This window comes from Franconibacter helveticus LMG 23732, from assembly GCF_000463115.2.
Classification (GTDB): domain Bacteria; phylum Pseudomonadota; class Gammaproteobacteria; order Enterobacterales; family Enterobacteriaceae; genus Franconibacter; species Franconibacter helveticus.
The window spans coordinates 80,645-93,245 of sequence record NZ_AWFX01000057.1; the positions used below are offsets into that span (position 1 = coordinate 80,645).

Genomic DNA, 12,601 nt, shown 5'->3' on the forward strand with positions numbered 1-12,601 from the left:
CTTATCGCGACGATTATGTATAAAAAAAGCCCCCTGCACTTATACTTTCCCGCTTAAAGAGAGGGAGAAGATTTTGCAGTCGAAAACTATACGCTCGCCAGATACAGTGATGCTGACCTTCCTGCTGCTGATTACGCTTGCAGTATCCATCATCAGCGGCTGGTCACTCTGGCAGTCGTGGCAGCACAGCGTCGAAGAGACAGAACGCCAGGCGAGAAATCAGTCTGTTTCGCTGGCGCGCCAGGCGGAAGATACCTTTTTACAGGTGCAATTAACGCTGGATGAGATATCGCGGCGGGCGGACGACATTTTCGATAACCCCGTCGCCTGGCGCGGCATTCGCGGCTTGCTGGCGCAGCAGCAGCGCCAGCTTCCGCAGCTGCACGGCCTGTTCGTCTACGATACGCAGGGCAACTGGCTCGCCACCTCCAGCGGCTATGTTCCGGCGCAGGCTAACAACGCTGACCGCGATTATTTTATCTGGCACAGCCGGCATAATGACGACAGGCTGCATATTGGCCGGGTGATTCGCAGCCGCTCGACGGGCGATTTGGTTATTCCGGTTTCCGTACGGCTCAATAACAGCGAAGGACGTTTTCGCGGCGTGGCGCTGGCCACGATTCGGGTCGACTATTTTCGTCAGTTTTACGGCTATTACGAAATGGGGCCAAGCGACACGCTGGGGCTGACGCTCGCCGACAGCACCGTGCTTTACGTGCGCCCTTTTTCCGACGCGTTTATTAATAAAACCCTGGCCTCCAGCCCGCTTTTTACCCGCATGCTGAAGATAAGCCCGGTGGGCGGCGGCACCTGGCGCTCGGCGCTGGACGGCGTAACGCGCATATTTGGCTACGCAAGCCTTGCGCGCTACCCGCTGGTGGTTTCCGCAGGCTATGACCGAAGCTCGCTGCGCTCGGTATGGTGGCGCAATAACCTGCCGGTGCTGGCGCTTAACGGCGTACTGCTGTGCGCGGTGTTTGTGTTCGGCGTACTGGTGCTGCGCCAGATCCGCGCCAGCCTGCGCTATCAGCGCGAGCTTATCGTCCTGCGAGACGAGCTGACCCGCTCCAACCATATTTTGCAGGATCTGGCGCTGGTGGATGGCTTAACCGGCCTTGGCAACCGCCGCCAGTTCGATATCTATCTTGAACAATGCGTAGCGCGCTCCAGCAGAACCGGCGTGCCGGTTTCGCTCATTCTTTGTGATATTGATTTCTTTAAGGCTTATAACGACACCCTGGGCCATGTAGCGGGCGACCAGTGCCTGGCGGCGGTAGGCGAGATCCTGCGCTATTTGCCGCTGCGTAATACCGATCGCGTTTCCCGTTACGGCGGCGAAGAGTTCGCCATTATCCTGCCCGGCGCCAGTGAATACGCGGCGGAACAGGTCGCCCTGCGCGCGGTGATGGCGGTGCGCAACGCGGCGCTGCCGCATCCGGCGACGAAGCTTGAGAAGAAGTTTTTGACGATAAGCGCGGGGGTGGGCACCGTCTCCGGGGAGTCGGCCAGCGTCGACAAACTAAAAAACATGGCGGATGAAGCGCTTTATCAGGCGAAACGCGCGGGCCGCGATTGTATCGCGACGATCAACGGCCGCTGCGACCTTCCCGCCTCGCCTCAGGAAGGATAAAAAAAGCCAGAGCGGAGGCTCTGGCTTATTCACGGACACGCTTTATTTTGCGCGCTTACAGGCGCACGGGTTTAATATTCCAGATATTTTCCGCGTACTCCTGAATGGTGCGGTCGGAAGAGAAATAGCCCATGTTGGCAATGTTATGCATTGCGCGCGTGGTCCACTCTTCCGGCTGGTTGTAAAGCTCGTCCACTTTATCCTGGCAGTCGACATAGCTGCGATAGTCCGCCAGCACCTGGTAGTGATCGCCAAAGTTAATCAGCGAATCCACCAGATCGCGGTAGCGGCCCGGATCGTTAGGGCTGAAGACGCCGGTGCCGATTTGCGTCAGCACCTGGCGCAACTCTTCGTCTTTATCGTAATAGTCGCGCGGGTTGTAGCCCTGGCGGCGAAGCGCTTCCACCTCATCGGCGGTATTGCCGAAGATAAAGATATTCTCTTCGCCCACGTGCTCCAGCATCTCGACATTGGCGCCATCCAGCGTGCCGATAGTCAGCGCGCCGTTGAGGGCGAATTTCATGTTGCTGGTGCCGGAAGCCTCCGTCCCGGCAAGCGAGATTTGCTCAGAGAGATCCGCCGCCGGAATAATCAGCTGCGCCAGGCTTACGCTGTAGTTAGGAATAAAGACTACTTTCAGCCTGTCCTTCACCTGCGGATCGTTATTAATGACCTGCGCCACATCGTTAATCAGGTGAATGATGTGTTTGGCCATGTAATAGGCCGACGCCGCTTTTCCGGCGAAGATATTCACGCGCGGCACCCAGTTGGCTTCCGGGTCCGCTTTAATGCGGTTGTAGCGAGTGATGACATGCAGCACGTTCATCAGCTGGCGTTTGTATTCGTGAATACGCTTAATCTGCACGTCGAAAAGCGCTTTCGGGTTAACGACCACATTAAGCTGTTGCGCTATCCAGACGGCGAGCCGCCGCTTGTTGGCAAGCTTGGCGTTACGCACCTGCTGGTTCACCGCCGGGAAATCGATATGCTGCTCCAGCTCGTTTAGCTGGCTGAGATCGGTGCGCCAGGTGCGGCCGATGTTTTTATCCAGCACGTCCGACAACGCCGGGTTAGCCAGCGCCAGCCAGCGGCGCGGCGTTACGCCGTTTGTCACATTGGTAAAGCGCATCGGGAAGATTTTCGCGAAATCGGCGAACAGCGACTGCACCATCAGGTTAGAGTGCAGCTCCGATACGCCATTCACTTTATGGCTCACCACCACCGCAAGCCAGGCCATGCGCACGCGACGGCCGCTGGACTCATCGATAATCGACACGCGGCTGAGCAGGTTGGTGTCCGCCGGATATTGTTCCTGCAAGGTTTTCAGGAAGTAGTCGTTGATCTCAAAAATGATTTGCAGATGGCGCGGCAGGATTTTACCCAGCATGTCGACCGGCCAGGTCTCCAGCGCTTCGCTCATCAGCGTGTGGTTGGTGTAAGAGAAAACCTGACAGGTTGTCTCGAACGCCTCGTCCCAGCCAAACTTATGTTCGTCAATCAGCACCCGCATCAGTTCCGGAATGGAGAGCACGGGGTGGGTATCGTTAAGGTGAATGGCGACTTTTTCCGCCAGGTTGGCGTAGGTTTTGTGCAGCTGGTAATGGCGGCTCAGGATATCCTGAATCGTGGCCGACACCAGGAAATATTCCTGGCGCAGGCGCAGTTCGCGCCCGGAATACGTGGAGTCGTCCGGATACAGCACGCGCGATACGTTTTCCGAATGGTTTTTGTCTTCCACCGCCGCGAAGTAATCGCCCTGGTTAAATTTACCAAGGTTGATTTCGCTACTTGCCTGGGCGCTCCACAGGCGCAGCGTGTTGGTGGCGTCGGTATCGTAGCCGGGAATAATCTGGTCATAAGCGACCGCCAGGATCTCTTCGGTCTCTACCCAGCGGGTGCGTTTACCCTCCTGCTGGATACGACCGCCGAAGCGCACCTTATAGCGTGTGTTGTGACGCTCAAACTCCCACGGGTTGCCATATTCCAGCCAGTAGTCGGGCGACTCTTTTTGCTCGCCATTGACGATGTTCTGCTTGAACATGCCATAGTCATAGCGAATACCGTAGCCGCGGCCCGGCAGGCCAAGCGTGGCCAGCGAGTCGAGGAAGCAGGCGGCGAGGCGCCCCAGGCCGCCGTTGCCAAGCCCCGGGTCGTTCTCTTCGTCGATAAGCTCTTCCAGATCGAGGCCCATTTCTTCCAGCGCATTTTTCACATCTTCATAAATGCCGAGCGAAAGCAGCGAGTTAGAAAGGGTGCGGCCAATCAGGAACTCCATCGACAGATAGTAAACCTGGCGCACTTCCTGCGACAGCTGCGCCCGGTAAGAGCGTAGCCAGCGTTCAACCATGCGGTCGCGCACCGCAAACAGTGTGGCGTTCAGCCATTCGTGTTTGTTGGCGATGGCGGGATCTTTGCCGATGGTGAACATCAGCTTATAGGCGATGGAATGTTTCAGCGCCTCAACACTCAGCGTGGGCGACGCATAGCTAAAGGGTGCGTTCATTTACGTGATTCCTGGATGATTACAACAAGCGTTGATATAGATCGCGGTAGGACTGCGCCGCTACCTGCCAGCTAAAATCCATGCCCATCGCCTGACGCTGAACGAAGCGCCAGAGTGACGGACGGGACCACAACACGAAAGCACGCCGAATCGCCCGCAACAGCGACCAGGCATTACTGTCCTCAAACACGAATCCACTGGCAATTCCATCTGCTAAGTTCTCAAGCGAGCTGTCGGAAACCGTATCCGCCAGACCGCCTGTGCGCCGCACGAGCGGCAGGGTTCCATACTTCAGGCCATAAAGCTGCGTCAGACCGCACGGCTCGAAACGGCTCGGCACCAGAATGACATCCGCGCCGCCCATAATGCGGTGCGAGAACGCCTCGTGATAGCCGATTTGCACGCCAACCTGCCCCGGATGCTCCGCGGCGGCGGCGAGAAAGCCCTCCTGCAACACCGGATCGCCCGCGCCGAGCAGCGCCAACTGACCGCCCTGCTCCAGCAGCCCCGGCAGCGCCTCCAGCACCAAATCCAGCCCTTTCTGGCTGGTCAGGCGACTGACCACGGCGAACAGGGGCACTTTGTCGTTCACTTTCAGGCCCATCGCAATCTGCAACTGGCGTTTGTTTTCCGCCTTCTCCTCCAGCGTATCGCGGGTATAGCGCGAAGCGAGCAGCAGATCGTGCGCCGGGTCCCAAATGTTTTCATCCACGCCGTTAAGAATGCCTGAAAGCCGTCCTTCGCGATGACGCTGACGCAACAGCCCTTCCAGCCCGTAAGCGTACTGCGGCTCGGTGATTTCGCGCGCGTAAGTAGGGCTTACCGCTGTGATATGGTCAGCGTAATACAGTCCTGCTTTCAGGAAAGAGATCTGGCCGTTGAATTCCAGCCCTTCCACATCATAGAAAGACCACGGCAGTTGAATATCGTCCATATGCTGGGCGTAAAACATGCCCTGATAGGCCAGGTTATGCACGGTGAAAACCGACTTCGCCGGACGCCCGCGCAACTCCAGGTAAGCAGGCACCAGGCCCGCGTGCCAGTCGTGCGCATGCACCACGTCAGGATGCCAGTACGGGTCGAGCCCGCAGGCCATTTCGCTGCCTACCCAGCCCAGCAGCGCGAACCGAATCACGTTGTCGGTATAGGCGTAAAGATTAGTGTCGTGATACGGGCTGCCGGGACGATCGTAAAGCTCCGGGGCATCAATCAGGTAAATGCCGACCCCGTTGAAGTGTCCATACAAAAGCGTAATTTCACCCGCAAAGGTGTCTCTGCGCGCCACAATACGGGCATCGACGATGCCGCGGCGAATATCAGGAAAAGCGGGCAACAGCACGCGAGTATCTACCCCACCGGCAATTTGCGCAGCAGGTAATGCGCCGATAACGTCTGCCAGTCCGCCGGTTTTCAGCAGAGGGAATATTTCTGAACATACATGTAAGACCTGCATTATCGCTCCCGTTCAAAGATTCAGCGCAAAAGGCGCGCCGAACGTGAAAAACACAACGCGCGGAGCCTTCCGCGCGCGGTTACCTCCCTGCGCGAATCAACCCGCTAAACGGGCCAGCATTTCACGCGTCACTAACACAATGCCCTCTTCGGAACGGTAGAAACGGCGAGCGTCTTCCTCAGCGTTTTCACCTATCACCATGCCTTCAGGGATAACACAGGCCCGGTCGATAACACAGCGACGCAGGCGACAGGAACGGCCTACCCAGACATCGGGCAACAGCACCGCCGAGTCGATGTTACAGAATGAGTTTATGCGCACTCTCGGGAAAAGCACGGATTGCACGACAACGGAGCCGGAAATAATGCAACCGCCGGAAACCAGCGAGTTGAGCGTCATACCGTGGCTGCCGGAGCGGTCCTGCACAAACTTCGCTGGCGGCAGCGATTCCATATGGGTGCGGATCGGCCAGTTCTGATCGTACATGTCCAGTTCAGGTGTGACCGACGCAAGGTCGAGGTTCGCCTTCCAGTAAGCTTCGAGCGTCCCCACATCGCGCCAGTACGGCTCGGCGTCCGGGTCAGACTGCACGCACGAAAGCGGGAACGGATGCGCGAAAGCCTCGCCCGAACGGGTCACTTTCGGGATGATATCTTTACCGAAGTCATGGCTGGACTTCTCGTCCTTGTCGTCCTCTTCCAGCAGATCGTAAAGATAATCGGCGTTGAAAATATAAATCCCCATGCTGGCGAGCGACTTCGTGTCATCGCCGGGCATGGTTGGCGGGTTGGCGGGTTTCTCGACAAAATCGATGACCCTGTCGTTTTCATCCACCGCCATTACGCCAAACGCGGTCGCTTCCGCTTTCGGCACCGGCAAGCAGGCCACCGTACAGCGCGCGCCTTTCTCGACATGGTCGATAAGCATGCGCGAGTAGTCTTGCTTGTAGATATGGTCGCCCGCGAGGATAACGACATATTCCGCTTTGTAGCGGCGGATAATATCGAGGTTTTGCGTCACCGCATCCGCCGTGCCGCGATACCAGTTTTCCCCGTGCACGCGCTGCTGGGCCGGCAGCAAATCGACGAACTCGTTCATCTCTTCGCTAAAGAAAGACCAGCCGCGCTGAATATGCTGCACAAGGGTATGAGACTGATACTGAGTAATGACCCCGATTCGCCGGATCCCTGAGTTAATGCAGTTAGATAAGGCGAAATCGATAATGCGAAACTTGCCGCCAAAGTGCACGGCAGGCTTGGCGCGGGTTGTGGTGAGGTCTTTCAGACGTGTGCCACGCCCACCAGCCAGGATCAGTGCGACAGATTTTAAGGGCAGCTGTCTTGCCAACATCAGAGGATCGTTCTTCTCAAACCTTACCATGACTGACTCCTTATTTATGACTTCTGGAATACGCACACACCGTGCGCGGGCCCATGCCATACAGCCATTACAACCGGATTATCCTCTCCGGCAAATGGGGGGATAGCACGCCATTCCCCTTCGGGTAACGTGATTTCGCCAACTTCTTCGGTGGCGTTAATCGCAATAAGCCAGCGTCCGGAAAGCAGGATTTGCATACGGCACACCCCGTTTTGCCAGGCGTCGGCCTGTAAAGGCTGCGCCGCGTGGTTCAACCAGCGGACGTTTTCGTCCCCTTCGTCCCACCATTCATTCCGGGTCAGGGCCGGAATGGAACGGCGCAGGTGCGTCAGCGCAGCCGTAAAAGTAATCAGCCCCTGGTTCGCCTCTTTCCAGTTAAGCCAGGTCAGTTCATTGTCCTGGCAGTAGGCGTTATTGTTGCCATGCTGGCTGTGGCCGAATTCATCGCCCGCCAGCAGCATCGGCGTTCCCTGAGAAAGCAGCAAAGAGGTCAGTAGGGCGTGCACGCTGGCACGCCTTCTGTCGATAACATCCTGGCCGCCACCCGGCCCTTCATGGCCGTGGTTATTGCTGTGATTATGGTTCGTACCGTCGCGATTCTCTTCGCCGTTCGCTTCGTTATGCTTCTGGTTAAAGCAGACGCAGTCGCGAAGCGTAAAGCCGTCATGCGCGGTCACAAGGTTAATGCTGGCGCCGGGAAGGCGCTCGCCGCGCCGGAACGTATCGCTTGAGCCGGCGAAGCGGTTGGCGAAATCGCCAAGCGACAGCGCCCGGTGCAGCCAGAAGCAGCGCATGGCGTCGCGAAAGCTGTCATTCCACTCGGCGAACGGCGCCGGAAAATTACCCACCTGATAACCGCCAGGGCCGATATCCCACGGTTCGGCGATAAGCTTCACGCGGGATAACAGCGGATCGTTTTTAAGGGCGGCAAACAGCGGCGCATCCTGGCGAAACTCAGGCGTACGTCCCATGACCGAGGCCAGATCAAAACGAAAACCGTCGACGTGAAAGGTTTCCACCCAGTAGCGCAGACAGCCGAGCGCATAGTCCACCACGCCCGGATGGCTGAGATTCAGCGTGTTGCCGCAGCCGGTCCAGTTCTGGTAATCCCCGTTCTCCTGTAACCAATAATAGCTACGGTTATCAATTCCGCGCAGGGAGAAGGTGGGGCCGTCGAGATCAAGCTCCGCGCTGTGGTTCAGCACAATGTCCAGAATGACCTCAATGCCAGCCTGATGCAGCGCCTTCACCGCATCACGAAATTCATTGCGCGCGGCCTGCGGGTCGCCGCTTTGCGTGTAATGAGGCTCAACGCTCCAGAGCGCCAGCGGGTTATAGCCCCAGTAGTTGCTAAGACCCATACGCTGCAAACGCGGCTCGCTGCAAAAGTGCTGAACCGGCATCAGCTCCAGCGCGGTAATGCCCAACTGTTTAAGATGATTAATCATTACCGGGTGGCCAAGCGCCGCGTACGTGCCGCGTATCTCCTGCGGAATAGCCGGGTGCAGCAGCGTCAGCCCGCGAACATGCGCTTCATAGATAACCGTCTCGCCCCAGGGCGTTTGCGGCGGGGCGTCGTCTGCCCAGTCGTAGCTGTCGCGCACCACCACCGCTTTGGGCATAACCGCCGCGCTGTCGTGGCGATCGGGTTCGTGATAACCGCCATGCAGCAACGGGCTATCAACAACCGGGCCTGCCACCGCGTGCGCGCAGGGGTCAAGCAACAGCTTCGCCGGGTTAAAGCGGTGCCCCTGCGCCGGACTCCAGGGGCCATGCACGCGAAAACCGTAGCGCAGGCCGGGCCGTCCTTTCGGCAGGTAGCCGTGCCAGATGTCGCCGCTTCGCGCGGGTAAATCGTAGCGCTGCTCGTTGTCTTCGTCGTCGAAAACGCACAGCTCCACCTTTTCCGCATGGGCGGAAAAAAGCGTGAAATTTATTCCGCTTCCATCATAGTGCGCGCCAGGCGGCGTTGGGCTCCCGGCCTGGAGCTGCGTCATTCAGCTTCTCCCTCCCGCACCAGCCAGATAGTGGCCAGCGGCGGCAGCGTAAGAGAAAGGGAATGCTCGCGTCCGTGGCTTGGGATCGCCTCGCTTTGCACCGCCCCGCCGTTCCCGGCGTTGCTGCCGTGATAGTGAATGGAGTCCGTGTTCAGCTCTTCACGCCAGCGTCCTGGCTGGTTAACGCCGAAGCGGTAATTGTGGCGCACTACCGGCGTAAAGTTGCTGGCGACGATGATTTCATTGCCCTGTTTATCGCGGCGCACAAAGACAAAAACCGAGTTCGCGCTGTCTTCCACTACCAGCCATTCGAAGCCATACGGGTCGAAGTCGAGCTCATGCAGCGCTTTATGGTGGCGATAGGTAAAGTTCAGATCGCGGACCAGGCGCTGTACGCCGTGGTGCCAGTTATCGCCCCCTTCCAGCAGGTGCCAGTCAAGGCTGGTGTCGTGGTTCCATTCGCGCCCCTGGGCGAATTCATTGCCCATAAACAGCAGTTTTTTGCCCGGGAAAGCCCACATCCAGGCGTAATAGGCGCGAAGGTTGGCGAACTTCTGCCAGGCGTCGCCCGGCATGCGGTCGAGAATGGATTTTTTGCCATGCACCACTTCATCGTGCGACAGCGGCAACACGAAGTTTTCCGAGTAGTTGTAGACCATGCCGAAAGACATTTTGTCGTGGTGATACTGGCGATAAATGGGGTCGAGCTTCATGTAGTCGAGCGTGTCGTGCATCCAGCCCATATTCCATTTAAACCAGAAGCCCAGGCCGCCGGAAGAAGACGGGCGCGTAACGCCGCCGAAATCCGTGGACTCTTCCGCCATAGAGACCGCGCCGGGAACCTGTTCGCCGATAATGCGGTTGGTGCTGCGCAGGAACTCAATCGCCTCAAGGTTTTCGCGCCCGCCGTGCTCGTTGGGGATCCACTCGCCCGGCGCGCGGCTGTAGTCGCGATAAATCATTGAGGCCACCGCGTCTACGCGCAGCGCGTCAATGCCGAACCGCTCCATCCAGTAAAGGGCGTTGCCGACCAGAAAATTGCTTACCTCGCGGCGGCCATAGTTGTAAATCAGCGTGTTCCAGTCCTGGTGATAGCCTTCGCGCGGGTCGCTGTGCTCATAGAGCGCGGTGCCGTCGAAGTTAGCAAGGGCGAAATCATCGGAAGGAAAATGGCCCGGCACCCAGTCGAGGATAACGTTCAGGCCAGCGGCATGCGCGGCGTTAATAAAGTATTTGAAGTCTTCACGGGTGCCGAAGCGGCGGGTTGGCGCATAAAGCCCGGTGGGCTGATAGCCCCAGCTGCCGTCAAAGGGGTGTTCGTTAACCGGCAGCAGTTCGATATGGGTAAAGCCCATGCCTTTTACATAAGGCACCAGCTGTTCTGCCAGATCGCGGTAGCTCAGCCAGAAATTGCTCTCAGGATGGCGACGCCATGAGCCGAGGTGCACTTCATAAATGGAGATCGGCGCGTCGAACTGATTCGCTTTCTGGCGCGCGGGCGTAATGGGGGTTTTGTCCGGCAGGCCGCAAATCAGCGAGGCGGTTTCGGGACGCATTTGCGCTTCAAAGGCATACGGGTCTGCTTTAATCCGCAGGTTGCCTTCTTTATCGATAAGCTCGAACTTATAAAGCTGGCCGTTATGGGCGCCAGGGATGAAAAGCTCCCAAATGCCGCTCTCTTTGCGCAGGCGCATGGGGTGGCGACGTCCGTCCCAGTAGTTGAATTGCCCTACCACGGACACGCGACGGGCGTTCGGCGCCCAGACAGAAAAGCGAGTGCCGGTGACGCCGTCCATCGTTTCCGCATGCGCGCCCAGCGTTTCGTAAGGGCGAAGATGGGTGCCTTCAGAAAGCAGCCAGACATCTAAATCCTGCAACAGCGGCCCAAACCGATAAGGGTCATCGATCAGGTTTTGCTGGCCGTGCCAGATAACCGCCAGCTGGTAGCGAAACGGATTCTTGCGACGCGGCAGTACGGCGTTAAAAAAGCCACGGGAATCAAGGCATTCAAGCTTGCCGACTTTGCGCCCGGTTTTAGGTTCGATGACCCACACTTCGGTGGCGTCGGGAAGGAGCGCGCGGACTTCCAGTCCGGCTTCAGTTTTATGCATGCCGAGTACGGAAAAAGGATCCGCAAAGTGGCCTGCAATAAGCGCATTAATCACGTCTCTATCTACACGATCAGACATGGCATTCATCCTGTTTTTTTGTGCCGCACCTCTCCAGCCTTACGCCTTCGCGTCCGGTAGCGACACTTTTTTATTGACCTGAACGGACAGAGACAAAGGGCCCTTTTCTGCTCCGTTCTACCTTGAGGTTTGGCGCGTTAATTCCGCCTTACCCTAAGCATAGCCAACGCTTAATTTTACTCCTGCTAAAAATGGTGATCATCTGCGTTAATCCTTTTCATACAGGCACAAAAAAGGAGCGTTAATCGCTCCCTTAACAACAACCTTTACGCTAACTGACGCAGCATGCGTCGCAGCGGCTCCGCAGCGCCCCAGAGAAGCTGGTCGCCCACCGTGAACGCAGAGAGGTATTCCGGGCCCATATTGAGCTTGCGCAGGCGTCCGACCGGAGTGGTCAGGGTGCCGGTAACGGCAGCCGGAGTCAGTTCGCGCATGGTGATTTCACGGTCATTCGGCACCACTTTCGCCCACGGATTATGCACTGCGAGCATCTCTTCAACCGTTGCAATTGAAATATCCTTTTTCAATTTAAGGGTAAATGCCTGGCTGTGGCAGCGCAGCGCGCCGATGCGTACGCAAAGGCCATCCACCGGAATCGCATTAGCGGTGTTGAGAATTTTGTTAGTCTCTGCCTGGCCTTTCCACTCTTCGCGGCTCTGACCGTTGTCGAGCTGTTTGTCGATCCACGGAATAAGCCCGCCCGCCAGCGACACGCCGAAATTATCTACCGGCAGGTCGCCGCTGCGGGTAAGCTGCGTGACTTTGCGTTCGATATCCAGAATGGCGGACGCCGGGTTTGCCAGCTCTTCGGCGACATAGTTATGCAGCAGGCCCATCTGCGTCAGCAGTTCGCGCATATGGCGAGCGCCGCCGCCGGACGCCGCCTGGTAAGTAGCGACAGAAACCCACTCGATAAGGTCGTTGGCGAACAGGCCGCCCAGCGACATCAGCATCAGGCTGACGGTGCAGTTGCCGCCGACAAAGGTTTTCACCCCTTTGTTTAAGCCTTCGGTAATAACGTGCTGGTTAACCGGGTCAAGAATAATGATCGCGTCATCTTTCATGCGAAGCGAAGAGGCAGCGTCAATCCAGTAGCCCTGCCAGCCGCTTTCACGAAGCTTTGGATAGATTTCGTTGGTATAATCGCCGCCCTGGCAGGTAACGATAATATCGAGCGCCTTCAGCGCTTCCAGGTCATAAGCATCCTGGAGCGTGCCACCGGCCTTGCCGCCAAACGAGGGCGCAGCCTGCCCAAGCTGGGAGGTGGAAAAGAAGACGGGGCGAATGGCGTCGAAATCGCGCTCCTCAACCATGCGTTGCATGAGAACGGAGCCGACCATACCGCGCCAGCCGATAAAACCAACATTTTTCATAGCGAGTTATTCCTGCAGAGGTGTGTGCGTATTGTGCATCCAGTGAGCTCACCGGAACATGCTTCACCTTACAAAA

General features: G+C 57.5%; 7 protein-coding genes. 1 reads left to right on the top strand and 6 read right to left on the bottom strand.

Annotated elements, in window-relative coordinates:
• Window positions 1-109 precede the first annotated feature (109 nt).
• Window positions 110-1,630: a sensor domain-containing diguanylate cyclase gene (locus tag DW56_RS19870; protein WP_412093692.1), complete on the top strand. Its 1,521-nt coding sequence runs from the start codon at window positions 110-112 to the stop codon at window positions 1,628-1,630.
• Window positions 1,631-1,685: 55 nt separating this feature from the next.
• Here the strand turns inward: DW56_RS19870 and glgP are convergent, their stop codons facing one another.
• From glgP to asd, 6 genes are all read right to left on the bottom strand, one after another.
• On the bottom strand, window positions 1,686-4,133 hold the full coding sequence (gene glgP, locus DW56_RS19875; RefSeq protein ID WP_024552043.1) for a glycogen phosphorylase: 2,448 nt from the start codon (window positions 4,131-4,133) through the stop codon (window positions 1,686-1,688).
• Window positions 4,134-4,152: 19 nt separating this feature from the next.
• Entirely contained in the window at window positions 4,153-5,586 is a 1,434-nt protein-coding gene (gene glgA, locus DW56_RS19880; protein WP_024552044.1) for a glycogen synthase GlgA, read from the bottom strand.
• 96 nt (window positions 5,587-5,682) lie between these two features.
• Complete coding sequence (glgC, locus tag DW56_RS19885) at window positions 5,683-6,966, bottom strand: glucose-1-phosphate adenylyltransferase (protein WP_024552045.1); 1,284 nt, start codon at window positions 6,964-6,966, stop codon at window positions 5,683-5,685.
• A gap of 14 nt (window positions 6,967-6,980) precedes the next feature.
• Window positions 6,981-8,963, bottom strand: a complete 1,983-nt coding sequence (gene glgX / locus DW56_RS19890) for a glycogen debranching protein GlgX (RefSeq protein ID WP_024552046.1) — start codon at window positions 8,961-8,963, stop codon at window positions 6,981-6,983.
• Window positions 8,960-11,152: a 1,4-alpha-glucan branching enzyme gene (glgB, locus tag DW56_RS19895; protein WP_024552047.1), complete on the bottom strand. Its 2,193-nt coding sequence runs from the start codon at window positions 11,150-11,152 to the stop codon at window positions 8,960-8,962. The genes glgX and glgB overlap by 4 nt, the downstream gene beginning before the upstream one ends.
• Before the next feature lie 266 nt (window positions 11,153-11,418).
• A complete protein-coding gene (gene asd, locus DW56_RS19900; protein WP_024552048.1) occupies window positions 11,419-12,525 on the bottom strand; it encodes an aspartate-semialdehyde dehydrogenase in 1,107 nt (368 codons plus the stop codon).
• Window positions 12,526-12,601 lie beyond the last annotated feature (76 nt).